Consider the following 26,531-nt stretch of genomic DNA (forward strand, 5'->3'; position numbering starts at 1 on the left):
TCAACAAGGGGAGACAGCATGAAAAAATACGACGTTGTCATGATCGGCGGCGGACACAACGGGCTCGTTGCGGCCTGCTATCTCCAGCGCGCCGGGCTCGATGTGATCGTGCTGGAAAAGAACGACTGGGTGGGTGGCGCCGCCACCAGCCGCGAGCTGACGCCCGGCTATCTTTATTCCAACTGTTCCTACGTCTGTTCGCTGTTCCGGCCCGAGATCATGCGCGATCTGGAATTGCCGAAACACGGGCTGCAGATCATCGCCTATGAGGGCGGCGCAGTCTTCACCCGCGACGGCGATTATCTCGCCTCCTACCGCGATCACGACAGCCACCGCCGCGAATTCGCCCGCTATTCCAAGCGTGATGCGGAAGCCTATGAGCGCTACGCCCGCGATGTCACCCGCCAGTGCCGCTTCATCCAGCCGCTACTGATGCGCACCGCGCCCGATCCTTTCGGTTTTCGCCCGCGCGATATCTCCGAACTGCTTTATCTCGGCAAGAAATTCGGCGAATTCAGCCCGCATGAGATGGCTGAGACCCTGCGCTTCTGGACCATGTCGATCTCCGACTTTCTCGACGAATATTTCGAGACCGACGTGATCAAGGCCTATCTGGCGCTCTCCGGCATCATCGGCACCGCGCTCGGGCCGATGTCGCCCGGCACGGCCTATGTGCTGCTGCATCACTATATGGGCGAAGTGGACGGCTCTGTCGGCGCCTGGGGCTATGCACGCGGCGGCATGGGCGCGGTGACACAGGCGCTCGCCAGTTCCTTCAAGGCCTCCGGCGGCACGATCCGCACCGGGGCCGATGTGGACAAGGTGATGACGCGTGGCGGCAAAGCCTCCGGCGTCGTTCTGGTTGACGGCGAGGAAGTGCGCGGAAAACTCGTCGTCTCCAATGCCGACGTGAAACGCACCTTCCTGAAGCTGGTCGACGAGGATGCCCTGCCGGAGGATTTCGTCCACCGGGTCAAGCACTTCAAGATGCGCGGCTCCTCCGGCAAGCTCAACATTGCGCTCGACAGCCTGCCCGAGTTCCCTGCCCTGCCCGACAGTTCCTCCTGCATTCGCGGCGACATGCACTTCACGGACTCGATCGAGCGCATGGAGCGCGCCTATGACGACTGGAAGGACGGGCGCTGGTCGGCCGATCCCTTCGTCGACATGGTGATCCCGACGACGCTCGACCCGACCATGGCTTCGCCCGGAAAACATTTCATGAGCTGCTTCGTGCAATACTGTCCGCCCAAGGTCGAGGGTCGCGACTGGACGGATGCCGACCGCGACGCCTTTGCCGAAACGGTCGTCAGCCAAATCGCCGAATATTCGCCGGGCTTCCGCGACCGGATCGTGCACATGGAAGTGCGCACCCCGCGCGAGATCGAAAACGAGGTGGGCCTGACGGAGGGCAACATCTTCCAGGGCGAACTCACCTTCGACCAGCTGCTCTTCAACCGGCCGGTGCCCGGCTATGCGCAATATCGAAGCCCGATCGATGGCCTTTATATGTGCGGCTCCTCGACCCATCCGGGAGGCGGGGTCATGGGCGCCCCCGGCCGCAACGCCGCCGCCGAAATCCTGCGCGACCTGAAACGACCCAACGAGTTGATGAGCAAAGCCCATGACGTCATTTGATCCCGCCTCGAAGGCCTACGATGCCATCGTCATCGGCGCCGGCCACAACGGCCTTGCCGCCGCCGCCAAGCTCGGCGCCAGCGGCCGCAAGGTGCTGGTGCTGGAAGCCGCAAACGAACCCGGCGGCGCCACGCGCGGCCGCGAATTCGCCCCCGGCTTCCGCTCCGCCGGCCTCGCCCACCTGATCAACCGGCTCGACCCGGATGTCGCCCGCGATCTCGGCATCTCGCTTGTCGCAAAACCGGGCTCCGCCATGCCCACGGCCATCCTCGACGGCGACAGGCAGCCGGTCGTCCTGCACGGCGCCTATGGCGAGACGATCGACGGCGTCACACCTGAAGAAGCCACCGCCTTCAACCGCATGCGCGACAAGCTGATCTTCCAGGCAGGCATTCTCAAGCGCTTCCTGCGCCGCGCGCCGCCGCAACTCGGGGCCATCGGCATGGCCGATCTCGCCAGCTTCGCCTCCGCCGGCTTCTGCCTGATCCGCAAGGGTCGCAGCGAAGGCCGCGATTTCCTGCGCATGCTGCTGATGAACGTCGCCGATGTCGCCGACGAATACCTGACCGACGACCGGCTGAAGGCGCTCGTCGCCTTCGACGCGACGCTCGGCATCCACCTTGGCCCGCGCTCGCCGACCTCCCTGCTCGGCCTCTACTATCGCCTGACCGGCGAAGTCGCCGGTCGGACCGGCGGCCAGTTCATTCCCGAGGGCGGCATGGCTGCCGTTGCTCCTGCCTTCGTCAAGGCTGCGGAAAAGGTGGGGGTAACCATCCGCTGCGGCACGCGCGTCGGCCGCATCCTTGCCGATCGCGGCAGGGCATCCGGCGTGGTGCTGACCGACGGCGCGGAGATCGCCGCCCCCGTCATCGTTGCCGCCGTGCATCCGCAGACGGCATTCCTCCAGCTCGTCGATCCCGCCGAAAGCAGCACCGGCTTCGTACGCTCGCTCAAGAACCTGCGCACATCCGGCAATGTCGCCAAGCTCGACCTTGCGCTGGACCGTGCACCAAATTTCCTCAACCTGCGCTCATCCGACCATTCCGGCCGGATCGTGCTTGCCCGCTCGATGGAGCATGTGGAGCGCGCCTTCAACCCGGCGAAATATGGCGAATTCTCCACCGATCCGGTGATGGAGATCGTGCTGCCGAGCCTTGCCGATGGCTCGCTCGCCCCTTCCGGCGCCTGCACCCTTTCGGCCCTTGTGCAATATGCGCCGCACAAGCTGAAAATGGGCTGGGAGGCCGGCAAGCCGCTTTTCCTGAAGATTATCCTCGACATCCTGGAACGGCATGCACCGGGCATATCAAAGTCAATCGTTGCAGCGGAGCTCCGCACGCCCGCCGATATCGAAGCGGAATACAATCTGCCCGGCGGCCATTGGCATCACGGCGAGTTGCAGGCCGATCAACTGCTGATCAACCGGCCGACCGGTGCCGCCTCCGGCTATAAGACGCCGATCGAGGGGCTTTATCTCGCCAGTGCCGGCGCGCATCCGGGCGGCGGAATTTCCGGCCTGCCCGGCTGGAACGCGGCACGCCACATTCTTTCGGGAGCACGGTCATGAATGCGATGACATCACCTCTGAACGCAACCGACGGCCGCCGGGCCGCCCGCAGTCACATCCATACGCCACGGCTCGAAACACCGTTCCATCCACGTTTAGCCGCGCTCAGCGAAACCAGCGACTGGTACAGCTGGGCCGGCTACAAGGCGCCGCATACGCTGTTCGACGAGGAACTCGAATATTTCGCGATCCGCTCCACGTCCGCGCTCTTCGATATCTCGCCCATGGTGAAATACCGCATCGCCGGGCCGGATGCGGAACGCTATCTCAACCGCCTGACGCTGCGCGATGTACGGAAGCTCGGCATCAACCGGGTGCACTACACCGCCTGGTGCGACGATCACGGCCATGTACTGGATGACGGCACGCTGTTCCGGCTCGGGGAAAACACGTTTCGTCTCTGCTGCCAGGAGCGGCATCTGCCGTGGCTGCTCGACAGCGCCTTCGGCTTCTCCGTTGACATCCACGAGGAAACGGAAGAAATCGCCGGACTTGCACTGCAGGGGCCAACCAGTTGCTCCACACTACTTGCTGCCGGCTTTTCCGGCGTCGAGCGGCTGAAGCCTTTCGATATCGCGAGCGTCCCGCATGAGACGGGAACGGTCACCATCTCCCGCACCGGCTTCACCGGCGATCTCGGCTACGAGATTTTCGTGCCCCGCGCGCTGGCCCTGTCTCTTTGGGATCGGCTGTGGCAGGCGGGTCAGCCGCATGGCATCCGGGCGATCGGTTACGCCGCGCTCAACACGGCACGCATCGAGGCGGGCTTCATCGTTGCCAATACCGATTTCATCACGGCCGAAGGTGCACTCCGGGCCGACCGGGTTCGCATGCCGGATGAAGTGGGTCTCGACTGGCTCGTCGATGCCGACAAGCCCAGTTTCAACGGACGTAAAGCGATACTTGAAGCACGGCGGAATCAAACTCTGAAGCACATCCTCGTCGGCCTTGAAATCGAAGGGAATATTCCGGCCGAACACGCGCTGGTCTATCACGGAAAGAAGCGCGAAGCCGGCCTCGTGACGGCCGCGATCTGGTCGCCGACCGCCAAGCGCAACATCGCCATTGCGACGCTGGACCGCCCCTACGGCGTCAAGTTCACCGACGATCTCTGGGTGGAAATCTATGCCCTGCGGGAGCTGCGATACCAGAAGATGATGAAGCGTGCCCGCATCGTGCCCCGCCCCTTCGTCAAGCTCGCCCGCCGCACGACGACCCCGCCGGGCAGTTTCTGACGCTCCCATGGACGAGGGAGCACGCGAGAACTGGGCACTGATCCACACGCCCCCCGGCATCGAATGGTCCGGCCGCGCCCGCTATGCGGCGGCCATGTATTTCTTCCAGAAGGGCGAGATGGCAGCCGACGTGCTGGAGGTCTACCGCATCTGTTCGCGGCTCGATGGGGAGGATCCGCTGGATGTGCTGTGGCGATGGCGGATCGGGGCGGAGTGGGTTGAGCGGATGGAACGAGTTCGTCGCGAGATACCCCCCTCTGTCACTTCGTGACATCTCCCCCCTTAAGGGGGAGATCAGATGCGGCAACTTTTGCGCCTCACGTCACCATCGGCATTTGTGGAGATCGTTGTCTAACGCGAGAGATGCAGCTCGGCCCAATCTCCCCCTTGAGAAGGAGATTTCACGAAGTGACTGAGGGGGTGCTTCCACAGAGAAGAGTTAGCGAGCGACCATCACTCCGGCGCAAACACACTCATCGCTCCCGTATAATTCTTCGGCAGCGGCGAGGCATAAGACCCACGCTTGCTGGTGGTCAGTTTTTGAGCGATCAGCGCCTCCGCCTGTTTGATAGCAGCCGAAACACCATCGATGACCGGGACATGATAAGCCTGCTGCAGTGCATAGGCGAGATCGGCCATGCCGGCGCAGCCGAGGACGATCGCCTCGGCACCGTCTTCCTCCAGCGCCCGCTCGATCTGCCGGCGTAGCTTGTCGAGAGCGCCGGAGCCTTCATCCTCGAGCTCCAACACCGGAATATCGGCAGCGCGTACCTTCACCCGATGGCCGAGGCCGTAGCGAGCGGCGAGGTCCTCGATCAGCACGCGTGAACGCTCCAGCGTCGTCACCACGGTAAAGCGTTGCGCCAGAAAACCGGCCGTCACCAACGCACTCTCGCAGATGCCAACGATAGGTATACCGGCCATGGCGCGGGCGGCGTCGAGGCCGGTGTCATCGAAGCAGGCGATAATGGCCGCCTGCGCGCCCGCCGCCTCCCCCTTGCGGATTTCATCGAGCAGGCCGGGCAGCGCCAGCGCGCCGTCGTAATGCCCCTCGATGGATGCCGGTCCCATGAGCGATGTCGCCGCCTCGATTTCGGTCATGGGACCGGCGACCGCGCGCGCTGCCACGGCGGCCTTTTCTGTCATTGAGCGGGTCGTGTTCGGATTGACGAGAAGAATGCGCATGAAACTCTCTAGAGTTTGGCAGGTGGAAACCGGTTATCCCGAAAAGACAAACGGAAAAGAAATGAGAGTTTGTCTGGTTCAGAATGAACCTGACAAACTCTAGAGGAGCCGGGCTTGGCGGCGGCGCAGATAGTAGATCGTGCCGAGCGTGCCCAGGATGATGGAGAAGGAGAAGAGCGTCGTCACCGTGCCCAGCGCATAAAGCACCGGCGTCGTGACGTTGGTGGTCATGCCGTAGATTTCCAGCGGCAGGGTATTGTAGGTGCCGGACGTCATCAGCGTGCGGGCGAACTCGTCATAGGACAGCGTAAAGCCGAACAGGCCGACACCGACAAGGCTCGGCGCAATCATCGGCAGGAGCACATGACGGAATGTCTGCCAGGAGGTGGCGCCGAGATCACGAGCGGCTTCCTCATAGGCCGGCGAGAACCGGTTGAAGACGGCAAACATGATCAGCACGCCGAAGGGCAGCGTCCAGGTGAGATGCGCGCCGAAAGCGGAGGAATACCAGGCCGGCTTCAGGCCGAGTTGCTGGAAGACGACGCCGATGCCGAGCGAGATGATGATCGAGGGCACCACGAGACTTGCGACCGAAAGATAGAACAGCACGGTTGCGCCGCGGAACTTGCGGCGGAAGGCAAGCCCGGCCAGCAGCGCCACCACGACGTTGACGATCATCACCATCAGGCCGAGCGTGAAGGAACGCTTGAACGAAGCGCCGAAATCGCCCACCGCCTGCTGTTCGAACAGGTTGAAGAACCAGTGCACGGAAACGCCATTCAGCGGGAAGGTCAGGCCGCCATCCGGTCCCTGGAAGGAGAGGATGAAGACGGCAGACAGTGGGCCGTAGAGGAACAGCACGAAGAGCGTGAAGAACGCCGCCAGCACGTAGAATTCGATGGTTCGTTTCTCGTGGGACATGGCCTTACAGCTCCTTGCGGATATCGACGACGCGCAGGATTGCGGCGACCATCAGGAGGACGACGACCAGCAGCACGACGGCATTGGCGGCAGCAGCCGGATATTGCAGTAGCGACATCTGGTTCTTCATCATCAGCGCGACCGACGCGCTTTGCCCGCCGGACATGACCTGCACGGTCGAGAAGTCGGCCATGACGAGGGTGACGACGAAGATCGAGCCGATGGCCATGCCGGGCTTGGCGAGCGGAATGATCACGTTCCAGAGGATCTGCCAGCCGGTGGCGCCTGCATCGCGCGCGGCCTCGATCAACGACTTGTCGATACGCATCAGCGTGTTGAAGATCGGCGTGACCATGAACAGCGTGTTCAAATGCACCATCGCAAGGATCACGGCGAAATCGGAATAGAGCAGCCATTCGATCGGCTGCGGGATGACGCCCATCTCGATCAGCGTCGTGTTGACCAGACCGTTGCGGCCGAGCACGGGGATCCACGAGATCATGCGGATGATGTTGGAGGTCAGGAACGGTACGGTGCAGACGAGGAACAGCACCATCTGCATGGTCGTCGTGCGGATGTGAAAGGCGAGAAAATAGGCGACCCAGAAGCCGATCGCGAGCGTCAGCGCCCAGACGATGGCCGTGTATTTCAGCGTATTGAGATAGGTTTTCCAGGTGACCCACGATCCCAGCGTATCGGTGTAGTTCATGGTCAGGAAATCGGGGTAGAGACCGGCGAAATCATAGTCCCAGAAGCTGACGATGATGATCGTCAGGATCGGCAGCACGAAGAAGAAACCGAGGATCAGCACCAGCGGGATCGCCTGCAGATAGGAGGCGATGGTGGCGGCGAAGCTGCCGAGACGCTCGGCGATTGCCGGCTTCGGTTGCACTGTGCTGCTATCTTCCGCTGTCATGGCTGCCACGGGCCTGTCTCCGTTTCGACATTTGTTCGTGGAGGGAAATGCCCCTCATCCGCCCCTCCTTGTTTGCGAAGAAGGGCGGGCACCTTCTCCCGCTGGCGGGGAGAAGGAATTGCGGCAACCTCTGTCATCCCCTCCCCCCACGTGCGGGGAGAGGGTTAGGGTGAGGGGCTGATTTCCTTACGCAGCGATGAACTCGTTCCAGCGCTTGACCATGTAGCGGTCCTCGTCCATCACCGAGTTCCAGCACGCGACCTTGCCCATGCGTTCCTGGAAGGAGCCGCCGTCGCGGACTGCGCCGGCCTTCTCCATGACCTTGCCTTCCGGGGACATGATGTCGCCGGTCGCGGCCTTGCCTTCGATCCAGTAGCCCCACTCGTCGGCCGACATGAATTCCTTGGCGGTGTCCATGGCTGCGGAGTAGTAGCCCTGGCGGTTGAGGTAGCCGCCGACCCAGCCGGATGTGTACCAGTTGATGTACTCATAGGCTGCGTCGAGCTGTGCGCCTTCGAGGTGCGCGGCCAGACCGAGACCGCCGCCCCACGAGCGGTAGCCTTCCTTGAGCGGCTGGTATTTGCAGGCGATGCCCTTGGAGCGGACGGCGGCAACAGCCGGCGACCACATGGACTGGATGACGACTTCGCCCGATGCCATCAGGTTGACGGACTCGTCGAAGGACTTCCAGAAGGCGCGGAACTGGCCGTCCTGCTTGGCCTTGATGAGGAAGTCGATGGTTGCATCGATTTCTTCCTTGGTCATGTTGCCCTTGTCGGCATACTTGATGTTGCCCATGGCTTCCATGATCATCGCGGCATCCATGATGCCGATCGACGGGATGTTGAGGATCGAGGTCTTGCCCTTGAAGGCCGGATCCATGATATCGGCCCAGGAGGTGATCTCGCGGCCGACGAGGTCCGGACGGATGCCAAGCGTGTCAGCATTGTAGATCGTCGGAACCATGGTGAAGAACTGGGTTTCGCCCTTGGCAAAGGTCTTGTCGCCGATTGCTTCGACGTAGCCGACGGTATGCGGTGCGGTGCCCTGGGCGATGACGCTGTCCGGCGTCAGCTTGCCGGTTTTGAACAGCGGTACGATCTTGTCGTAGTACTTCAGCTTCTTGATATCCATCGGCTGGATGACGCCGGCCGGGAAGACCTTCTTCAGGATCCAGTATTCGATGTCGGCGATGTCGTAGCTGTCCGGCTGGGTGACGGCGCGCTGGGCGGCGGCATCGCTATCGGTCGCGGTCATCTCAAGCGTGATGCCGAGGTCGGCCTTGCACTTCTCGGCGATGGCGTTGATGTTGGAAACGCCGGTGCCAAACTGGCGCAGCGTGATCGGGTTCTGCGCCCAGATGGTCGGGAAACCGGTGATGGCGCCCGAGCCGACGATGGCGCCGGCGGCTGCCGCGCCTGTCTTCAGGAGCGAACGGCGGGAAATGCCCGTCGTAGTGGTCTTCTTTTCAGTGGTCATTCTCTTGTTCCCTCTTGTTGATATTAGAGATTGATCAGGCAGCCATGCGGCCCAGCAGGACAGCGTCCTCCAGGCCCCAACTCAGAGACACCGCGTCTCCAACCGAGACGGGTTTTGCGAAATAATCGGCATCCGTGGCGATGACGGTGAAGTCGTCGCTGCCGGCGCCGATGACGGTGATCTTCACGGAGGAGCCCCGGTATTCGATGTTGGAAACGACGCCGTTGAAGCCGAGTGTCTTGTCGGAAGCATCGGCCAGGCGCACGCGATCGGTGCGAATGCCGATATCGATGGGAACGCCGGGCTCGGAGGAACCGGCGACCTTGAAGGTCTGCCCCTCCGCCACTTCGAGCGTCACCGTGCCATCGGCACTTTCGACGGTCCGCCCAGTCAGGACGTTATGGTCGCCCATGAAGCGGGCAACGAAAGCCGTTGCCGGGCGCTCGAAGACCTCGCGCGGCGATGCCGCCTGCTCGATCTTGCCGTCGTTCATGATGACGATGATATCGGCGAGCGCCATCGCCTCTTCCTGGCTATGGGTAACGTGGACGAAGGTGATGCCGAGGGTCTTCTGCAGCTTCTTCAACTCGGCACGCATGCGGATCTTGAGGAACGGATCGAGCGCGGAAAGCGGCTCGTCAAGCAGCAGCGCTTCCGGATCGGTGATAAGTGCGCGTGCAAGCGCCACGCGCTGCTGCTGGCCGCCGGAAAGCTGGGCTGGACGACGGTTGGCATAGGGCTCCATCTGCATCAGCTTCAACATGTCGAGCGCTTTCGCCCGGCGCTCTTCCTTCTCGACGCCCTTCATCTTCAGGCTGAAGGCGACATTGTCGATGAGGTCGAGATGGGGAAACAGGGCGTAGGACTGGAACATCATCGCCGTGCCGCGCTTGGCTGGCGGAAAGTCAGTAACAACGGTGTTGCCGAGGCGGATATCGCCGGACGAAATGCTTTCGTGGCCGGCAATCATCCGCAGCGTCGAGGTCTTGCCGCAGCCGGAGGGGCCAAGGAAGCAGCAGTAGCTGCCGGAGGGTATTTTCAGGCTGATGGAATGAACGGCAGTTGTGCTGCCATAGACCTTGGAAACGGATACGATATCGATTTCAGCGGCTTTGGACATCATGTCTCCCCTGTGACAGGATAGACGATGCATTCGCCGTGCCAGATGGATTTTCTGTTGTTAAGCCATTGAATAAACATAAATTTCTAAAATTTCAATTTTGCCTCAATTTTCAACGCCACATCGAATTGCCCATAAAATAGCCTTTTGTGCCCAATCAAAGCAAAAGATCGTATACAATTTGATCAGGCGATTTCCGACGATTTTGAGTTAACTTCGGCGTTGAAGCGCTATACACTTGCGGGCAGCGTGTTAAGAGTTCCACCATGACGATCGCCGCAACTGATCCCATCGATGTCGACAGCCAATACATCCGCGAAGCCATTCGCGATGCGATTGTCGATCGTCGGCTCGCACCCGGCACCAAACTTTCGGAAGCCGATGTCGGCGCTCTTTTCAACGTCAGCCGGACCCTCGTGCGCGGCGCGCTGCAGGCCCTGTCCTATGAGGGGCTGGTGAATGTCGAAAAGAACCGCGGCGCCTTCGTGGCAAACCCCTCGCCCGAAGAGGCACGGCAGATTTTCGCCACCCGCCGGATGCTCGAGCCGGGTGTGCTCATGGAAGCAGCGCGGCACATCACGCCGTCCGACATCCAGCATCTGAAACAGCTGCTGATGGAAGAACGCCGCCTGATGGGTGAACGCGGCCAGTCAGCTCGTCGGGCCGAAATCAAGGCATCCGGTGATTTTCACCTGATGCTGGCTTCCTTGACGAACAATGCCGTGCTCCAGCGCTTCATGGATGAACTTGTGGCGCGCTCGTCGCTGGTCATCGCGCTCTATGGCCAATCGGCGATTTCAAGCTGCGGCCACCATGAACACGAGGACATTCTCGAAGCCATCGAGAAAAAAGACCTCGATCGTGCCTGCAAGCTTATGCTGCACCATATCGATCACATCGAGGCCGACCTCGATCTGCGCGCGGAAAAAGACTCAGAACTCAAGGAAGCCTTTCGCCTCTGAGCGTGATCGGGCAATCAGCCTTCCATTCGCTTGGCTTCGAGTACCATCTTTACACCGACCACCATGATCGCGCCGTAGAGAACAATCCCCAGCAGAAATCGTGCAGGGGCCGCATCGAACGAGAGCGGCACGTCAGGATTGTAGCCAAGGCCGATGATGCCGCCAATGTCGTTGGTAGCGAGGCCAAGGAACAGATAGAGCCCGTTGACGACAATGAATATCCAGCCGAGCCAGAGCTTGCGGTTCTTCGACATGCTGCCTCCGTTGATCTTGCCCGCGAGTGCGCCAATCCGCCTCCGCCAAAGATAACGTGTGCAGGCATAACGTTATTCAGAACATTCGAAATTAACCGGAAAAGAATGTAAAGTCAGTGGGGGAACCTTCCCTCATCTGCAGCGTTTCCTCGCCGCAATTTCAATACGCATGCGAGGACGAGTTGAGTTACAAACCCTTCCCCACCCCTGTCAGGGTCATCAAACAAAGCCAGCAGAACATCATTGCAAGTGCCTGGGACGCCGTGGAATTCCTCCGCCGTTGGCCGGGCAAGCGCGACAACGCCTATCGGCGCGCACTGCAACACTGCCTCGACGCACTCGATGGCATCCGCAGCGCCAAGGCTGCCTGCGCCTCTTTCGTGACCGCCGCCCGCCAGGCCGGCATTCTGGCCTGAGCCCTCGCTGCATCGCCCTCCTCCCCAGCGGTGCAGCCTTTCAGCCATTCGGCCTCTTTGTCTCGGACGACACTTCGCGCGCTGCCTCACGAATGGTCTGCATCAGGATTTGCTGCGGCATTGAGGGCACGGAATCCGTGCGCACCGTCAATCCCACCGGCCCCCGCGTCTCAACGGTATCAATAGGCAAGGCTTCCAGAATCCCGTCTTCGATATCGGTCGCAACCACCCCAGCTGAGATGATCCAGATCGCGTCGCTGCGCCGGACAAAGGCGCGGCCGAACGAGTCGGAGACGGTCTCAATCTGGTTAGCCAGCCCGGCGATGCCATTGGCGATCAGGAACCGCTCGACGAATGGCCGGATGATCGAGCCGCGCGTCGGCATCAGCACCGTATAGTTTCCGAGATCGCCGAAGGTCGACCCCCCGCTTTTCAACAGCGGATGCCCCTTGCGCACAACGAACACTACCTGCTCCGAATAGAGATGCTCGAAGGAGAAGCCCGTCATCTGTTCGGGCGCGGCAAGCCGGCCGACGACGAGATCGAGATCGCCAATCCTGAGCTGCTCCAGCAGCACGGCATTTTCCCCCGTGACGATCTTGATGCGGCTGCCGGTTTCCTCCGAGAGAAACTGGACCATCGCCCGCGGCATGATGCGCGTCGAAACAGTCGGCAACGCCCCGACCCTGACTGGCGGCCCATCCCCCGAACGCTCCTGCGATACGGAATCAATCCCCTGACGGATGGCCGTCAGAGCCGCGCCCGCATGGCGAAGGAACGCCTCTCCGTAGCGGGTGATCTTGATGCCGCGCCCCTCGCGCTCGAAGACGGCAACGCCCAGAACTTCTTCCAGCTCGCGGATGGTCTTGGTCACGGCCGGCTGGCTGACATGCAGCAGTTCCGCCGCCTTCATCACGCTGCGCTGGCGTGCGACCTCGACAAATGTCTGAAGATGGCGAAACTTCACACGACTATCGACCATTGACACATAACCCCGGAGTTAACGATATCCGGTAAAATGTCATTTTACCTAACCAAATTAAAGTTCCAATTTGGCTTCGGAGGAAATTCATGCAGTTCGCCTGTATCAACGATATCGCCATGCACTACCAGGTGATCGGCGCCACCGGCGACAAGCCGGTGCTGGTGTTTTCCAATTCGCTCGGCACGGATTTCCGCATCTGGCGCGACGTGATTGTGCGTCTGGCCGGCGACTTCGCCATCCTGCTTTACGACAAGCGCGGCCATGGGCTTTCCGATGTCGGCGACGCCCCCTATTCCATCGATCTCCACGTGTCGGATCTGGCGGGACTGCTCGATTTCCTGTCCGTGAAGAGCGCCGTCATCTGCGGCCTTTCGGTTGGCGGGCAGATTGCGCAGGGGCTCTATGCTACCCGGCCGGACCTCGTTCGTGCGCTGATCCTCTGCGACACCGCCCACAAGATCGGCACGCCCGAAATGTGGAACGCCCGCATCGCCGCGGTCGAAGCCAATGGTATCGCCAGCCTTGCCGATAGCGTTCTGGAACGCTGGTTCACGCCAGCCTTCCGGCGCCCGGAAAACGTCGCCTTTCCGGGCTATCGCAATATGCTGACCCGCCAGCCGGTCGCCGGCTACACCGGCACCTGCGCCTCCGTACGCGATGCCGACTTTACCGAAGCGGCAAAAAGAATTTCCGTACCGACGATCTGCATCGTCGGCGATCAGGACGGCTCGACGCCGCCCGATCTCGTCTTGTCGACCGCGCGCCTCATTCCCGGCGCGCGCTATGAAGTGATCAAGGACGCCGGCCATATCCCCTGCGTCGAGCAACCGGAGGCGCTGACAGCCATTCTGCGCGCCTTCATCGATACATTGGAGCCAGCCTGATGACCGATACGCCTCCTCCTTCCGAGCGTTATGCCCAGGGGCTCAAGACCCGCCGCGCCGTGCTAGGTGACCGCCATGTCGACAAGGCATTGGCGAAAACCACCGATTTCGACCAGCCGTTCCAGGAACTGATTACCGAAACGGCCTGGGGCAATGTCTGGTCGCGCTCCAATTGGACCAAGCGCGAACGCTCCATGGTGACGATCGCGCTCCTCGCGGCACTCGGCCATGACGAGGAAGTGGCCATGCACGTCCGCGCCACCCTCAACACCGGCGCAACCCGGGATGACATTCGCGAAGCGCTGCTGCATGTGGCAATCTATGCCGGCGTGCCCGCCGCAAACCGTGCGATCAAGATTGCCAAGCACGTTTTCGAAGAGATCGACGCAGAACAGGCCGCATGAGGCAGGACCATGACTGAGTTTTCCAACAAAAAACCCGAGACCGGCGCCTTTTTCCAGCGAGACCGGGCGTGGCACGCGCCGGGGCTCACCCCCGGTTACAAGACTTCCGTACTGCGCTCTCCGCAAAAGGCGCTGCTCTCCCTCGATGGCACGATTTCCGAGATCACCGGCCCGGTCTTCGGCCATTCGATGCTGGGCGAACTGGACAACGACCTGATCCACAACTTCGCCAAATCCGGCGAAAGCGCGATCGGCGAGCGCATCATCGTGCATGGCCGTGTGCTGGACGAGCGTGCCCGCCCCGTTCCCGGTGCGCTGCTGGAATTCTGGCAGGCCAATGCCGGCGGTCGCTATCGCCACAAAAAAGAGACCTACCTTGCGCCGCTCGATTCCAATTTCGGCGGCTGTGGCCGCACGATCACCGACGAGGATGGCTTCTACAGCTTCCGCACTATCAAGCCCGGCCCCTACCCCTGGCCGAACGGCGTCAACGACTGGCGTCCGGCCCATATCCATTTCTCGGTTTTCGGCCATGGCTTTGCCCAGCGGCTGATCACCCAGATGTATTTCGAGGGCGACCCGATGATCTGGAAATGTCCGATTGTCGCCACCATCCCGGACCGCGCAGCCATCGAGCAACTGATCGCGCCGCTCGACTGGGCGAATACGATCCCCATGGATGCCCGTGCCTACAAGTTCGATATCGTGCTGCGCGGGCGCCGCTCGACGTTGTTTGAAAACCGCATGGAGGGCAACTGATGGTCCAGTCGCTCGGATATCTCAAGGAAACCCCGTCGCAAACGGCAGGCCCCTACGTGCACATCGGCTGCACGCCGAATTTCGCCGGCATCGGCGGTGTCTATGAGACCGATCTCGGCACCAGCATGGTCAACGAACGCACGCTCGGCGACCGTATCACCGTCACCGGCCGCATTATCGACGGCGCCGGCAGTCCGCTGAAGGACGCGCTGGTGGAGATCTGGCAGGCCGATGCTGCCGGGCTCTACAACAGCCCCGCGGAAATGCGCGGCACCGCCGATCCGAACTTCGCCGGTTGGGGGCGTTGCCCCTCGAATGGGGAGACCGGTGTCTACACGTTCGACACGATCAAGCCCGGCCGCGTTCCCTTCAAGGACGGTCGCAAGATGGCGCCGCACATCACCTTCTGGATCGTGGCGCGCGGCATCAATATCGGCCTGCACACCCGCATGTATTTCCCCGAGCACGTCGAGGCCAACGCCGCGGACCCGCTGTTGATGCGGATCGAACATCGCCACCGCGTCCTGACCATGGTGGCAACCCGCGAAGGCTCGGTCTATAACTTCGATATCCATCTCCAGGGGGAGAAGGAGACCGTGTTCCTCGATATCTGAGTGCTGGCATGACCGTTTCCGTTTTCGACCATCCTTATCTTTCCGGCCTACTCGGTGATGAGGAGATCGGCGCCCAGTTTACCGCCGAGGGCGATATTGCCGCCATGCTCGCCTTCGAGGCGGCGCTTGCCAGGGCCGAGGCCGGCTGCGGTCTCGTCCCGCCGGAGGCAGCAGCACGAATCCTGGACGTCTGCGCCACCTTCCGCCCGGACGTTGCCAGCCTTCGCAAGGCGACGGGCACCGATGGCGTCGTCATCCCGGACCTCGTACGGCAATTGCGCGACGCTATCGGCGGTGATGCGGCCAAAAGCCTGCATCTCGGCGCCACCAGCCAGGATGTGATCGACACGAGCCTGATGCTGCGGCTGAAGAAAATCTGCTTTATTCTGGGTGCACGTCTTTACGCGATCACCCGAAGCCTCGACGGGCTTGATGCGCAGTTCGGCAAAAGCCCGCTGATGGGCCATACCCGCATGCAGGCGGCAATCCCGATCACGGTTTCCAACAGGCTCACCGCCTGGAAATCTCCGCTCGTTGAGTATGGCGAACGGCTGATGCAGCAGCGCTTTCCGCTGCAATTCGGCGGCGCTGCCGGCACGCTCGACAAGCTGTACGACAAGGCGGCCATGGTGCGTGCCGCGCTGGCGGCCGATCTCGGTCTGACCGACCAGCCGCAATGGCAGAGCCAGCGCCTTCCCATTGTCGATATCGCAAACCTCTTCTCGCTGATCACCGGCAGCCTCGGAAAGTTCGGGCAGGATATCGCTCTCCTCGCCCAGGGCGGAACAGAAATCAAACTCCGGGGCGGCGGCGGCTCCTCGGCAATGGCGCACAAGCAGAACCCCGTTGCGGCCGAAACGCTAATGGCGCTCGCACGCTTCAACGCCACCCAGATCGCCGGCATTCATCAGTCGATTGTACACGAGCAAGAACGCTCTGGCGCCGCTTGGACACTGGAATGGATGCTCCTTCCGCCGATGGCGATGGCGGCCGGAACATCCCTCAAGCTCGCGCAGCAACTCGCTGAAAATATTGTCAGTCTGGGCGGAAGCTGAAATCGACACTCTTGCCGTCACAAGGGTTGACGAAACGTCGGAGCAGAGCCGAAAGATAGGCTCAACCAACAAGAGACGAATCGTTGACATGCGCGACCCCTTCTCCAATCCCTTCCCCACCATCGATACCGACCGCCGCGAAATCTGGGACATGCTGGTGACCCGCGACATCGGCGCTTTTCTTGCCGCCGACTGGAGCCAAGTTGCCGACGATTTCATCGAAACCGGTTTCGTCGGCATCAACGGCAATCGCGCCGACAATCCCGACCGCTGGACGCTCGCCTTCCCCGATCTGGCCTCTTACCGCGACGAATGGCTCCGCCAGGCGCAGGATTTTGCCAAGGAGAGTTTTGCCGAAGACCCGCGCACCGCGATCTTCACCACCACCAATCTCACAGAGATCGAAATTCTCGGCGACACAGCACTGGTGCGCAAGAAGTTCGACGGCAGCATCCTGAAGGCGGATGGCACCCGCGACATCATGCAGTGGCAGACGCTCTACACCTGCAGGCGCCACGACGGCCGCTGGAAGATCGCGGGCTTCACCGGCTATCTGCCAAACCCGATGGGCACGGCCTGACGGAGACGATCATGCGGCTGTTTACTGCGGCGCTTGCGACCGAGACCAACACTTTTTCGCCGATCGCCATCGACATCAAAGCCTTCGAGGCCTCGCTCTACGCGCCGCCAGGCACGCATCCGGAGACACCGACGCTTTGCACCGCACCGATCACAGTCGGCCGCCGGTTGGCGAGGGAGCAAGGCTTCACCCTGATCGAGGGCACCGCCGCCTGGGCCGATCCTGCCGGTCTCATCAATCGGCAGACCTATGAGCGTCTGCGCGACGAAATCCTCGGCCAGCTTCAGGCCGCAATGCCAGTCGACGGCGTCGTGCTCGGTCTGCACGGCGCGATGGTCGCGGATGGATACGAGGACCCGGAAGGAGACCTACTGCAGCGCATCCGCACGATCGTTGGCCCGGATACGCTCGTCTGCGCTTCGCTTGATCCGCACAGCCACCTGACGAAGAAACGTGTCGGCGCCTCGACCTTCCTCCTCGCCTTCAAGGAATTCCCCCATACGGATTTCGTGGCCCGCGCCGAAGATCTCTGGCGGATCGTGCTCGACACCCTTGCGAGCAAGGTGCGGCCGGTCATGTCTGTGTTCGATTGCCGGATGATCGACGTGTTTCCGACCTCTCGCCAGCCAATGCGCGGCTTCGTCGATCGGATGATGGCGATGGAAGCTGATGATCCCGATATCCTCTCGCTCTCGGTCATCCACGGCTTCATGGCCGGTGACGTGCCGGAAATGGGCACTAAGATCATCTGCGTGACCAACGACCGACCTGAGAAGGGCGCTCAGATTGCCGAGACGCTGGGCATGGAATTGTTCTCGCACCGCGGCACCTTCTTTCCATCCCAGTTGGACGAGAAGCAAGCCGTCGTTCAGGCCATGGCAGCGGAAACGGGTCCGGTAGTCATTGCCGATGTCTGGGACAATCCGGGCGGCGGTACCGCAGGCGATGCGACCGTCATTCTCGCGGAGCTGATGAAGCGGGGTGCCACAGGCGTCGCCGTCGGCACGATCTGGGATCCGGTGGCGGTGCAAATCTGCATGGCGGCCGGCGAAGGCGCTCACATCCCGCTCCGCTTCGGCGCCAAGTCTGCGCCGGGCACGGGTGCTCCGATCGATGGACATGTAACCGTGGTCACGCTCGTCAAAAACTCCGAGATGGATTTTGGCGAAAGCCGCGTGCCCTTCGGTGATGCCGCCCATATCCGTCTCGATGGGATCGACATCATCCTGAACTCGACGCGGGCCCAGAGTTTCGACCCCAGCCTGTTTGCCGCCCTTGGCATCGACCCGACCAAGTGCCGGATCCTGCTGATCAAATCGACCAACCACTTCCACGCGTCTTTCTCGAAGATCGCTACGGAAATCATCTATTGTTCGGCCGGCACGCCTTATCCGAACGACCCAGCCCGCACGGCCTACCGCCACGCGCCGGAGAACATCTGGCCAAGGGTGGAAAATTCGCACGCCTAAAGCGCCTGATGCAGCCGGATTTATCGGGTGGGATTTATCGGGGCTGACGACATCAGCCCCGATGACCAAGGCTTAGCCGTTGGCCTTTTTCTTGAACTTCTTCTTCGGCTTCACGCCGTCGCCATCGACTTTTTCGAAGGCCGGCTTTTCAGATGCTGGCTTCTCAAACTTCGGCTTGTCGAACTTGGGCTTATCGAACTTTGGCTTGTCAAACTTCGGCTTGTCGAAAGCGGGCTTGCCGGATTTCGGTCCGTCGAACTTCGGCTTTTCGAACTTCGGCTTGCCCGGCTTGCCGGTCCAGGGCTTGTCGTCGCGCTTTTCAAACGGGCGGCTGTCGCTTGCGGCGCGCTCCGGACGATCGCCGTAGCTGCGCTTCGGCTTGCCCTCACTCTTCCAATCAGGCTTCGGCTTGCGATCGCCATAATCGCCACGCGGTGCTGCGGAGAAATTTGGAGCGCCATCGAGTTCGCGGATAGTGATGCCCTTTTCGAGCATCTTCTTCGGGCCGACGGCCTCAAGGAAGCGTTCCGACCAGTCGCTGGCGATTTCGACGAAGGTCTCGTCCTGCTGCATCTTGATTGCGCCGATCTCCTGCTTGGTGATCTTGCCGATGCGGCAGAGCATCGGGATCAGCCAGCGGGGTTCGACATTCTGCTTGCGGCCGGCAGACAGCGACAGCCAGACGGAATCGCCGAATTCGCTGCGCGGCGCACGCGGCGCGCTCTCAGGCCGGTCACCGCGCGGCTGACGGTCACCCGTCGGCTGGAAGGACGGCGTGTCCAGAAGATCTTCCGGGGCGGAGCGGTTGGCGCGGGTCATGCGCACGAGCGCCGCAGCCACCTGTTCGGCACCGAACTTTTCGAGCAGCGCCTTGACGAGGATCTGTTCTTCCTCACGCGGCGCCTCGGCAAAGGACGGATCGGAAAGCAGCCGCTCATCATCGCGTGCACTGACCTCATCGGCGCCCGGCGGCTTTGCCCAGACGGCCTCGATATTGGCTTCACGCAGCAGGCGTTCACCCTTGCGGCGAGCACTGAAGGGGACGATCAGGGCGCTGATGCCCTTGTTGCCGGCGCGGCCGGTGCGGCCGCTGCGGTGAAGCAGCGTGTCGGAATTGGTCGGCAGGTCCGCATGAATGACCAGCTCGAGGCCCGGCAGGTCGATACCACGAGCGGCAACGTCGGTCGCGATACAAACGCGGGCACGGCCGTCGCGCATGGCCTGCAGCGCATGGGTGCGTTCGTTCTGGCTGAGCTCGCCAGACAGCGCAACGACCGAGAAGCCGCGGTTGTTGAAGCGTGCTGTCAGATGGTTGACGGCGGCGCGGGTTGAGCAGAACACGATGGCATTACGCGCTTCGTAGTAGCGCAGTACGTTGATAATAGCATTTTCCCGGTCTGCCGGAGCAACGGTCAAGGCGCGGTATTCAATATCGACATGCTGCTTCTGCTCGGACTGCGTCGTGATGCGCACGGCATCGCGCTGATAGCTCTTGGCAAGATTGGCGATGCTGCGCGGCACGGTCGCCGAAAACATCAGCGTACGACGGCTCTCTGGCGCGCTTTCCAGGATGAATTCCAGATCTTCGCGGAAACCGAGGTCGAGCATCTCGTCGGCTTCATCGAGCACGGCGGCCTTGAGAACCGTCATATCAAGTGCGGCGCGGCGAATGTGATCGCAGATGCGGCCGGGCGTGCCGACGACGATGTGGGCGCCACGCTCCAGCACACGGCGCTCGGAGCGAATGTCCATGCCGCCAACGCAGGACGCGACGACCGCGCCCGTCAGCTCGTAGAGCCATTCCAGCTCGCGCTTGACTTGAAGGGCCAGTTCGCGCGTCGGCGCCACGACAAGCGCCAGAGGCGCACCGGCGCGGCCGAAGCGATCGGCGCCATCCAGCAGGGTCGAGGCGAGCGCGAGGCCGAAGGCAACAGTCTTGCCGGAGCCCGTCTGGGCCGAAACCAGCGCATCGCGGCCTTCGAGTTCCGTTGCAATCACGGCCTGCTGCACGGGGGTCAGGTCGGTATAGCCGCGCTTGCTCAACGCCTCTGCGATCGCCGGAGCGACGCCTGCAAATTCTGTCATGTATTTATCTTTCGCAATTCGGAGTGCGTGCGTGCCCGTGTTGGGAAAGCAGGGCACAAAATATCCGCAGCCATACGTCATGGCCGATCATTGCGCGCTCATACTGCTTCTGCGGCGAAATGTACAGAGTAAGGGTCGTGGTTCACGAATTCAGAGCCAGCCGCCCCTCATCTAGCCTTACAGGCCACCTTTTCCCGTTGGGGAGAAAAGGGAGCAAGCCTCACGCCGACTTCCCCACCGACAGCAGCCGCAACGCATTCATCGTGACCAGAACGGTCGCCCCGGTATCGGCGAGGATAGCTGGCCAGAGGCCGGTCACGCCAAGGATGGTTGTGACGAGAAAGACCGCCTTCAGCCCGAGCGCGATGATGATGTTCTGCCGGATGTTGCGCATGGTGCGGTTGGACAGATCGATCATCCCGGCAACATCGGATACCCGGCCGTGCAGCACCGCAGCGTCAGCCGTTTCGAGCGCGACATCGGTGCCGCCGCCCATGGCGATGCCGATATCGGCGGCTGCCAATGCCGGCGCGTCATTGATACCGTCGCCGACTTTTGCAACCGTCAGTCCCGCTTTCTGCAATTCACCGACGATACGCTGCTTGTCCTGCGGCAGAAGGTCGGCGCGGACCTCGATACCCAGCTGTTTGCCGATGGCTTGCGCTGTGCGTGCATTGTCGCCGGTCAACATAACCGTGCGGATACCGCGAGACGCCAGCTTTTCGAGACCGACCTTGGCATCGGCGCGCGGCTCGTCGCGCATGGCCAGTGCCCCGGCAATCACACCATCGACGATCAACACGGACACGGTCTTGCCCTCGCCGTTCAGCACCGCGACGCGTTCGCTCTGCTCCGGCGTCAGCACAACTTGATCCCCGGCCGCTTTCGGCGATGCCAGCAGAACCTCGCGACCATTGACCTTGCCGGCCACCCCCTTGCCGCCCAGCGCTCGCGCATCCGTAACCTGCGGAATATCGATCCCGGCATCGCTCACCTTTGCAAGAATGGCCTTGGCGAGCGGATGGCTCGATCCCATTTCCAGCGCTGCCGAGAGTTTCAAAACCTCGCCCTCGGACATGGAAAATGCCACGATATCCGTCACCTTCGGCTTGCCTTCGGTCAGCGTTCCAGTCTTGTCGAAAGCGACAGCTGTCACCTTGCCCAGGCCTTCCAGCACGACTCCGCCCTTCAACAACAGGCCACGGCGGGCGCCGGAGGCGAGGCTGGCGGCAATCGCGGCCGGCGTGGAAATGACCAGCGCGCAGGGGCAGCCGATCAGCAGGACGGCGAGACCTTTATAGACCCATTCGCTCCAGCTGCCGCCTGCAACCAGCGGCGGCAGGATCGCCACGAGCGCCGCGACCACGACAACACCCGGTGTGTAATAACGGGAGAAACGATCGATGAAACGCTCGGTTGGCGCCTTGCTCTCCTGCGCTTCCTCGACGAGACGCACGACGCGGGCGATCGTGTTGTCGGCAGCCTCCGCGGTGACCTCAAGACGAAGGGCGGCCTCGCCATTGACTGTGCCGGCAAAAACCTCCGCGCCGACCACCTTGCGCACCGGTATGCTCTCACCGGTGACCGGGGATTCGTCGATAGTGCTTTCGCCGGAAAGAATGGTACCGTCGGCCGGAATGCGATCCCCCGGCCGGACAAGGATTATGTTGCCAATCGCAAGGCTATCGGCTGGCACCTCCTGCGTGCGGCCATCCTTTTCCAGAAGCGCGGTCTTCGGCACTAGTGCCGCGAGCGACTGAATGCTCGCCCGCGCCCGGCCGGCCGCGACACCTTCCAGCAGCTCACCAACGAGAAACAAGACGACAACCACCGCCGCTTCCTCGGTTGCATAGATAATGACCGCACCGACTGCGGCGATGGTCATCAGCATCTCGATGGAGAACGGCGTACCCGCAAAAGCCGCCATGACGGCGCGCCGGGCGATGGGCACGAGACCGACGAGCATGGCGAGCGTGAAAAGCCACATCTCCGCGCCCGGAATCAGCTTTCCGAGAGCATAGGCGACGACGAGAGCCGCCGTGCTGGCGATGGTCAGGCGACCCTTGGCTGATTTCCACCAGGGACCGGATGTCGGCCCGCGATCGTGGCCATGCAGGCCGGCCACAGCGGCGTCCTCCGCGTCATGGCGATGGGAAACGGTGTGCTCACCCTCGCCATGGCCGTGATCGTGCCTGGGGTGATCATCGTGGCTGTGATCATGACCAGCGTGGCAGCCGCCCCCATGCCCAGCATCCGCAACCGGTGCCGGCTTCGCTGCCCTTGGGGCAAGCGCGGTCTTGTAGCCTAGGCCGCTCACCTTCCTGGCAACCATATCCGCAAATCCGTCAGCCTCCGCGTGGCGCACGGTCATCGTGCCCATCGCCACCGAAACCGAGACCTCTTCTACGCCCGCGACACGTCTCACGGCCGTATCGATCTTGGTGGCGCAGGAGGCGCAATCCATGCCCTCGACGCGGAAACGTGTTTCGACTGTCATAGCTCATCCTTCTCAACTCTTTGCCCCAATCTAGGACCTCTAGTAACTAGAGCTGCAAGCCCCCTTTTCCGCTTTTGCCGATCGTTTATTTGCGGCTCTTGGAAACTTCGCCATTGCTCTTTAGACTTCTCCCTGCGGCCTAGCCGCCAGGAAGCGGAGGAGGAGCCGGCATTCCGTGACAATTCGTAAAGGCTTGGCGTTCAGCCTTCTTCCCCTCGCCGTCATCGTGCTGATCTATCAGGGCAGCGTGCTGGCCACGCGCAACTATATGGACGAGGCCTCGTTGCAGGCGAGCTCGGCGCTGAGGCTCGCTGTCTCCGCACTGAGCGGCCATCTCAGCCGCTACGAGCCCTTGCCCGCGCTCATCGCCGACCATGACGACATCAAGAGCTTGATCGAAAGACCCGGTGACGCCGAGCTTCGTGCTGCCGCCAACATCTACCTCAAGGAGATCAATACCCTCCTCGAATCCTCGGATATCTATGTGATGACACTGGATGGCGAAACCATCGCCGCCAGCAATTATGATGGCCCCGCCAGTTTCGTTGGCCAGAATTTCAGCTATCGACCGTATTTCCAGGAGGCGGCCAAGGGTCTGCAATCACGGTTCTACGCGCTCGGCACCACCTCCCTGAAACGCGGTTACTATTTTAGCTCGCCGATCATCATCGACAATGCGGTGCGCGGCGTAATCGTCTTCAAGGTCGATATCGATTCGATCGAATCGTCGTGGCAGGGCGGCGAATACAAGATCTTTGTCAGTGATCCCGAGGGCATCATCTTCATGACCGGCAGCCCGGAATGGCTCTATTCCGGCATACTGCCCTTGAGCCCCGAGCGGCTTTCGCGCACGCAAGGGTCGCGGCGCTACGCTGAGGCCGTGCTGAAGCCGCTGCCCTATCGCGAGAGTATTGAGGACGGCCACAAGCTCTTCACCATCTCCTCGCCCGGCGGCACGCGCGAATATATGGCGCTGTCGCAATATGTACCCGATGCCGACTGGACTGTGAACGTGCTGATGGACACGGCCTCCGTCCGCAGCCAGGCGCGCACGGTGCTGGTCGCCGTGGTGCTGTTCTTCTGCCTTGCCGGGCTTGCACTTGCCATTCTCATGCAACGGCGGGCGCGCGCCGAAGAGCGATTGCGCATGCAGGTCGAGGCGCGCAACGAACTGGAACACCGCGTCGAGGAGCGCACCGCCGATCTCGCCCGCGTCAACCAGCGCATCGAGCTGGAAATCGCAGAACGCCGCCTCACTGAACTGGAGCTGCGCAAGACCCAGGGCGACCTCATCCAGGCCGGCAAGCTCGCCGGCCTCGGCCAGATGTCGGCGGCTCTCTCGCATGAATTCAACCAGCCGCTCGCCGCTGCCAAGACCTATGCCGACAGCGCCGCGATGCTGATCGACCGTGACCGTGTCGCGGAGGCGCGCGACAACGTGCGGCGCATTTCAGCGTTGATCGATCGGATGGCGTCGATTTCCAAACACTTGCGCAACTTCGCCCGCAAGCCCAACGAGAAGCTGGGGCCGGTCGCGCTGGATGCCGTCATCGAGGATACGCTGGAGATCGTCTCCGCACGGCTGAAGCTTGCCGGCGCAACCGTCGAGGTCGCCCCCTCTCCTTCGGGCTGGACCGTCCGGGCCGGCTCCGTGCGCCTGCAACAGGTGCTGGTCAATATCCTCACCAACGCCGCCGATGCGATCGAGGGATTGGATGACCGGCGCATCCTTCTGGCGATCGCGGAAGATACCGGCAAGGTGGTCATCACTGTTCGCGATCATGGCGCGGGGGTGCCAACGGCGATCGCGGAGCGGATCTTCGATCCGTTCTACACCACCAAGGACGTCGGCAAAGGGCTGGGGCTCGGGCTCTCCATCTCCTACAATATCGTCAAGGATTTCTGCGGCAGTCTTTCCGTCACCAATGCCCCGGACGGCGGCGCCGTCTTCCGGCTGGAGCTTGAAGCGACCAGTGGGCTGGAGGATGCGGCAGAATGAGCAACGCCCGCGTACTTCTGGTCGATGACGAAGAGGAAATGCGTCGATCGAGCGCCCAGGCGCTCGAACTCTTCGACCTCGACGTCGATACCTTTGCCAGCGCCGACCGGGTGCTGGAACTGGTCGGCTACGGCTTCGATGGCGTCGTCCTCAGCGATATCCGCATGCCCGGCATGGACGGCATGACCCTGCTCGGCCGCATTCGCGAGATGGATGCGGAAATCCCTGTCATCCTCGTCACCGGCCATGGCGATGTGCAGCTTGCCGTCAAGGCGATGCGCGCCGGCGCCTATGATTTCCTCGAAAAACCCTTCACGGTCGAGCATCTGGCCGCCATCGTGCGCCGCGCGCTCGACCGGCGCAGCCTCGTGCTGGAAAACCGCCGCCTGCGCGCCATCGCGGGCAAGCGCGACGACATCGAGGCAAGGCTTCCCGGACGCACGCAGATCATGGTCGATCTGCGCTATCGTCTGAGGGCCATCGGCGCCACCGATGCCGATACGCTGATCATCGGCGAAACCGGCGTCGGCAAGGAAGTCGTCGCCCGCGCGCTTCACGACATCAGCACCCGCGCAAACCGGCCGCTGATTGCCATCAACTGTGCGGCGCTGCCGGAAAACCTGATCGAGAGCGAGCTTTTCGGCCACGAGGCCGGCGCCTTTCCCGGCGCACTGCGCGCTCGCTACGGCAAGTTCGAACATGCCCGCGGCGGCACGATCCTGCTCGACGAGATCGGCTCCATGCCCTTCGACCTGCAGGCGAAATTCCTGCGCGTGCTGCAGGAACGGGTCATCACCCGCCTTGGCTCAAACGAGCCCGTGCCGCTCGATGTGCGCTTCATCGCCACCAGCAAGGTCGATCTCGAAGCCGAGGTCAATGCCGGCCGTTTCCGTGCCGACCTGCTCTACCGGCTGAATGTCGCGACGCTGACGGTCCCCGCCCTCGCCCAGCGCGCCACCGATATTCCCCTGCTTTTCCTGCAGCTGGTGCGCGAAGCCGCCGCCCGTTATGGCCGCGCCGATATGGATGTGCCGCCGGAGCTGATTACCGAAATCGCAGGCCGGAGCTGGCCGGGCAATGTACGCGAATTGCGCAATGCCGCAGACCGGCTCGTGCTCGGCCTCGACACCAGACCGGAGGAACAGCAGGCATCTCCCGAATCCCAGAAACTCGCGGACAAGGTGGCCGCCTATGAGCGTGGCATCATCGCCGGCGCGATCTCCGCCCATGGCGGCAGCCTCAGGCCCGTCTACGAACAGCTCGGAATCTCCCGCAAGACTCTCTATGAAAAGATGCAGAAATACGGGCTTGACCGCAAAAACCAGTCTCCCGACGACGACGACGCCGGCTGATATCGCTATCGATGGGTGGATTTCCACCCATCATCAGGGCCGTTTGTTCCCGATGTCACCCATGTTGCGCCGCACGCATACAGAAATTCTCTCTCTCCCCGTAGTCAACCGCTTGCCCGATGCCCCGTGAGCGCCACTCTTGATGCCTCCGGGAC

The 26,531-nt window shown here is 62.0% G+C and carries 24 protein-coding genes; 15 read left to right on the forward strand and 9 right to left on the reverse strand.

Annotated features, from left to right (window positions below):
• Positions 1-18 precede the first annotated feature (18 nt).
• The 4 genes from QO002_RS15785 to QO002_RS15800 are packed head-to-tail and all read left to right on the forward strand — an operon-like array spanning position 19 to position 4,711.
• A complete protein-coding gene (locus tag QO002_RS15785; protein WP_307231324.1) occupies positions 19-1,638 on the forward strand; it encodes a phytoene desaturase family protein in 1,620 nt (539 codons plus the stop codon).
• Entirely contained in the window at positions 1,625-3,205 is a 1,581-nt protein-coding gene (locus tag QO002_RS15790) for a phytoene desaturase family protein (RefSeq protein WP_307231325.1), read from the forward strand. Before QO002_RS15785 ends, QO002_RS15790 begins: the two co-directional genes overlap by 14 nt.
• Positions 3,202-4,440, forward strand: coding sequence for an aminomethyl transferase family protein (locus QO002_RS15795; protein ID WP_370878504.1), 1,239 nt, complete (start codon positions 3,202-3,204; stop codon positions 4,438-4,440). Before QO002_RS15790 ends, QO002_RS15795 begins: the two co-directional genes overlap by 4 nt.
• A gap of 7 nt (positions 4,441-4,447) precedes the next feature.
• Positions 4,448-4,711: a hypothetical protein gene (locus QO002_RS15800; RefSeq protein WP_307231327.1), complete on the forward strand. Its 264-nt coding sequence runs from the start codon at positions 4,448-4,450 to the stop codon at positions 4,709-4,711.
• 182 nt (positions 4,712-4,893) lie between these two features.
• Here QO002_RS15800 and QO002_RS15805 read toward each other — a convergent pair whose 3' ends face one another.
• The 5 genes from QO002_RS15805 to QO002_RS15825 form a co-directional block, all read right to left on the reverse strand.
• Positions 4,894-5,625 (reverse strand): aspartate/glutamate racemase family protein, encoded by a 732-nt coding sequence (locus QO002_RS15805; protein WP_307231329.1) that lies wholly within the window; start codon positions 5,623-5,625, stop codon positions 4,894-4,896.
• A 99-nt stretch (positions 5,626-5,724) separates the two neighbouring features.
• Complete coding sequence (locus QO002_RS15810) at positions 5,725-6,546, reverse strand: ABC transporter permease (protein WP_307231332.1); 822 nt, start codon at positions 6,544-6,546, stop codon at positions 5,725-5,727.
• Between the two features lie 4 nt (positions 6,547-6,550).
• The gene (locus QO002_RS15815; protein WP_370878552.1) at positions 6,551-7,462 is read right to left on the reverse strand and encodes an ABC transporter permease; all 912 of its coding nucleotides are present in this window, start codon (positions 7,460-7,462) and stop codon (positions 6,551-6,553) included.
• Positions 7,463-7,648: 186 nt separating this feature from the next.
• On the reverse strand, positions 7,649-8,941 hold the full coding sequence (locus QO002_RS15820) for an ABC transporter substrate-binding protein (protein ID WP_307231334.1): 1,293 nt from the start codon (positions 8,939-8,941) through the stop codon (positions 7,649-7,651).
• Positions 8,942-8,975: 34 nt separating this feature from the next.
• Positions 8,976-10,061, reverse strand: a complete 1,086-nt coding sequence (locus QO002_RS15825) for an ABC transporter ATP-binding protein (protein WP_307233443.1) — start codon at positions 10,059-10,061, stop codon at positions 8,976-8,978.
• A gap of 266 nt (positions 10,062-10,327) precedes the next feature.
• Between QO002_RS15825 and QO002_RS15830 the strand changes: the two genes are divergently transcribed.
• Positions 10,328-11,023, forward strand: a complete 696-nt coding sequence (locus QO002_RS15830; RefSeq protein ID WP_307231336.1) for a GntR family transcriptional regulator — start codon at positions 10,328-10,330, stop codon at positions 11,021-11,023.
• Positions 11,024-11,037: 14 nt separating this feature from the next.
• On the opposite strand, the gene QO002_RS15835 is transcribed toward QO002_RS15830, so the two are convergent.
• Entirely contained in the window at positions 11,038-11,277 is a 240-nt protein-coding gene (locus QO002_RS15835; RefSeq protein ID WP_307231338.1) for a hypothetical protein, read from the reverse strand.
• 182 nt (positions 11,278-11,459) lie between these two features.
• Here QO002_RS15835 and QO002_RS15840 point away from each other — a divergent pair, with 182 nt between their 5' ends.
• Positions 11,460-11,693 (forward strand): DUF982 domain-containing protein, encoded by a 234-nt coding sequence (locus tag QO002_RS15840; protein ID WP_307231340.1) that lies wholly within the window; start codon positions 11,460-11,462, stop codon positions 11,691-11,693.
• Between the two features lie 40 nt (positions 11,694-11,733).
• Here QO002_RS15840 and pcaQ read toward each other — a convergent pair whose 3' ends face one another.
• Positions 11,734-12,675, reverse strand: a complete 942-nt coding sequence (gene pcaQ, locus QO002_RS15845) for a pca operon transcription factor PcaQ (RefSeq protein WP_307231344.1) — start codon at positions 12,673-12,675, stop codon at positions 11,734-11,736.
• 89 nt (positions 12,676-12,764) lie between these two features.
• Between pcaQ and pcaD the strand changes: the two genes are divergently transcribed.
• The 7 genes from pcaD to QO002_RS15880 all read left to right on the forward strand — a co-directional run bounded on the left by pcaD (position 12,765) and on the right by QO002_RS15880 (position 18,443).
• A complete protein-coding gene (gene pcaD, locus QO002_RS15850; RefSeq protein WP_307231346.1) occupies positions 12,765-13,562 on the forward strand; it encodes a 3-oxoadipate enol-lactonase in 798 nt (265 codons plus the stop codon).
• Positions 13,562-13,966 carry a 4-carboxymuconolactone decarboxylase gene (gene pcaC, locus QO002_RS15855; RefSeq protein WP_307231348.1) on the forward strand — a complete coding sequence of 135 codons (405 nt, stop codon included), beginning with the start codon at positions 13,562-13,564 and terminating at the stop codon, positions 13,964-13,966. The genes pcaD and pcaC overlap by 1 nt, the downstream gene beginning before the upstream one ends.
• A gap of 9 nt (positions 13,967-13,975) precedes the next feature.
• Positions 13,976-14,725 carry a protocatechuate 3,4-dioxygenase subunit beta gene (gene pcaH / locus QO002_RS15860; protein ID WP_307231350.1) on the forward strand — a complete coding sequence of 250 codons (750 nt, stop codon included), beginning with the start codon at positions 13,976-13,978 and terminating at the stop codon, positions 14,723-14,725.
• Positions 14,725-15,339, forward strand: coding sequence for a protocatechuate 3,4-dioxygenase subunit alpha (gene pcaG, locus QO002_RS15865; protein ID WP_307231352.1), 615 nt, complete (start codon positions 14,725-14,727; stop codon positions 15,337-15,339). The genes pcaH and pcaG overlap by 1 nt, the downstream gene beginning before the upstream one ends.
• 8 nt (positions 15,340-15,347) lie before the next feature.
• The gene (locus QO002_RS15870) at positions 15,348-16,394 is read left to right on the forward strand and encodes a 3-carboxy-cis,cis-muconate cycloisomerase (protein WP_307231354.1); all 1,047 of its coding nucleotides are present in this window, start codon (positions 15,348-15,350) and stop codon (positions 16,392-16,394) included.
• A gap of 88 nt (positions 16,395-16,482) precedes the next feature.
• Positions 16,483-16,974, forward strand: coding sequence for a hypothetical protein (locus QO002_RS15875; protein ID WP_307231356.1), 492 nt, complete (start codon positions 16,483-16,485; stop codon positions 16,972-16,974).
• A gap of 11 nt (positions 16,975-16,985) precedes the next feature.
• Positions 16,986-18,443 (forward strand): M81 family metallopeptidase, encoded by a 1,458-nt coding sequence (locus QO002_RS15880; protein ID WP_307231358.1) that lies wholly within the window; start codon positions 16,986-16,988, stop codon positions 18,441-18,443.
• 72 nt (positions 18,444-18,515) lie between these two features.
• Here the strand turns inward: QO002_RS15880 and QO002_RS15885 are convergent, their stop codons facing one another.
• Together QO002_RS15885 and QO002_RS15890 are read right to left on the reverse strand one after the other, a co-directional pair.
• Entirely contained in the window at positions 18,516-20,528 is a 2,013-nt protein-coding gene (locus QO002_RS15885; protein WP_307231360.1) for a DEAD/DEAH box helicase, read from the reverse strand.
• Positions 20,529-20,748: 220 nt separating this feature from the next.
• Positions 20,749-23,025, reverse strand: coding sequence for a heavy metal translocating P-type ATPase (locus QO002_RS15890; RefSeq protein ID WP_307231363.1), 2,277 nt, complete (start codon positions 23,023-23,025; stop codon positions 20,749-20,751).
• A gap of 175 nt (positions 23,026-23,200) precedes the next feature.
• Here QO002_RS15890 and QO002_RS15895 point away from each other — a divergent pair, with 175 nt between their 5' ends.
• Together QO002_RS15895 and QO002_RS15900 are read left to right on the forward strand one after the other, a co-directional pair.
• Positions 23,201-25,024 (forward strand): sensor histidine kinase, encoded by a 1,824-nt coding sequence (locus QO002_RS15895; protein ID WP_370878505.1) that lies wholly within the window; start codon positions 23,201-23,203, stop codon positions 25,022-25,024.
• Positions 25,021-26,376: a sigma-54-dependent transcriptional regulator gene (locus tag QO002_RS15900; RefSeq protein ID WP_307231365.1), complete on the forward strand. Its 1,356-nt coding sequence runs from the start codon at positions 25,021-25,023 to the stop codon at positions 26,374-26,376. The genes QO002_RS15895 and QO002_RS15900 overlap by 4 nt, the downstream gene beginning before the upstream one ends.
• Positions 26,377-26,531 lie beyond the last annotated feature (155 nt).

The organism is Pararhizobium capsulatum DSM 1112 (genome assembly GCF_030814475.1).
Classification (GTDB): domain Bacteria; phylum Pseudomonadota; class Alphaproteobacteria; order Rhizobiales; family Rhizobiaceae; genus Pararhizobium; species Pararhizobium capsulatum.

Bases quoted from the DNA above. Each gene is read 5' to 3' on its own strand.
- pcaG (WP_307231352.1), top strand. From the start codon at position 14,725: ATGGTCCAGTCGCTCGGATATCTCAAGGAAACCCCGTCGCAAACGGCA.
- QO002_RS15820 (WP_307231334.1), bottom strand. From the start codon at position 8,941: ATGACCACTGAAAAGAAGACCACTACGACGGGCATTTCCCGCCGTTCG.
- QO002_RS15830 (WP_307231336.1), top strand. From the start codon at position 10,328: ATGACGATCGCCGCAACTGATCCCATCGATGTCGACAGCCAATACATC.
- QO002_RS15800 (WP_307231327.1), top strand. From the start codon at position 4,448: ATGGACGAGGGAGCACGCGAGAACTGGGCACTGATCCACACGCCCCCC.
- QO002_RS15805 (WP_307231329.1), bottom strand. From the start codon at position 5,625: ATGCGCATTCTTCTCGTCAATCCGAACACGACCCGCTCAATGACAGAA.
- QO002_RS15880 (WP_307231358.1), top strand. From the start codon at position 16,986: ATGCGGCTGTTTACTGCGGCGCTTGCGACCGAGACCAACACTTTTTCG.
- QO002_RS15785 (WP_307231324.1), top strand. From the start codon at position 19: ATGAAAAAATACGACGTTGTCATGATCGGCGGCGGACACAACGGGCTC.
- QO002_RS15885 (WP_307231360.1), bottom strand. From the start codon at position 20,528: ATGACAGAATTTGCAGGCGTCGCTCCGGCGATCGCAGAGGCGTTGAGC.
- QO002_RS15810 (WP_307231332.1), bottom strand. From the start codon at position 6,546: ATGTCCCACGAGAAACGAACCATCGAATTCTACGTGCTGGCGGCGTTC.
- QO002_RS15870 (WP_307231354.1), top strand. From the start codon at position 15,348: ATGACCGTTTCCGTTTTCGACCATCCTTATCTTTCCGGCCTACTCGGT.
- QO002_RS15900 (WP_307231365.1), top strand. From the start codon at position 25,021: ATGAGCAACGCCCGCGTACTTCTGGTCGATGACGAAGAGGAAATGCGT.
- QO002_RS15790 (WP_307231325.1), top strand. From the start codon at position 1,625: ATGACGTCATTTGATCCCGCCTCGAAGGCCTACGATGCCATCGTCATC.
- QO002_RS15795 (WP_370878504.1), top strand. From the start codon at position 3,202: ATGAATGCGATGACATCACCTCTGAACGCAACCGACGGCCGCCGGGCC.
- pcaH (WP_307231350.1), top strand. From the start codon at position 13,976: ATGACTGAGTTTTCCAACAAAAAACCCGAGACCGGCGCCTTTTTCCAG.
- QO002_RS15890 (WP_307231363.1), bottom strand. From the start codon at position 23,025: ATGACAGTCGAAACACGTTTCCGCGTCGAGGGCATGGATTGCGCCTCC.
- QO002_RS15875 (WP_307231356.1), top strand. From the start codon at position 16,483: ATGCGCGACCCCTTCTCCAATCCCTTCCCCACCATCGATACCGACCGC.
- pcaC (WP_307231348.1), top strand. From the start codon at position 13,562: ATGACCGATACGCCTCCTCCTTCCGAGCGTTATGCCCAGGGGCTCAAG.
- QO002_RS15815 (WP_370878552.1), bottom strand. From the start codon at position 7,462: ATGACAGCGGAAGATAGCAGCACAGTGCAACCGAAGCCGGCAATCGCC.
- QO002_RS15835 (WP_307231338.1), bottom strand. From the start codon at position 11,277: ATGTCGAAGAACCGCAAGCTCTGGCTCGGCTGGATATTCATTGTCGTC.
- pcaD (WP_307231346.1), top strand. From the start codon at position 12,765: ATGCAGTTCGCCTGTATCAACGATATCGCCATGCACTACCAGGTGATC.
- pcaQ (WP_307231344.1), bottom strand. From the start codon at position 12,675: ATGGTCGATAGTCGTGTGAAGTTTCGCCATCTTCAGACATTTGTCGAG.
- QO002_RS15825 (WP_307233443.1), bottom strand. From the start codon at position 10,061: ATGTCCAAAGCCGCTGAAATCGATATCGTATCCGTTTCCAAGGTCTAT.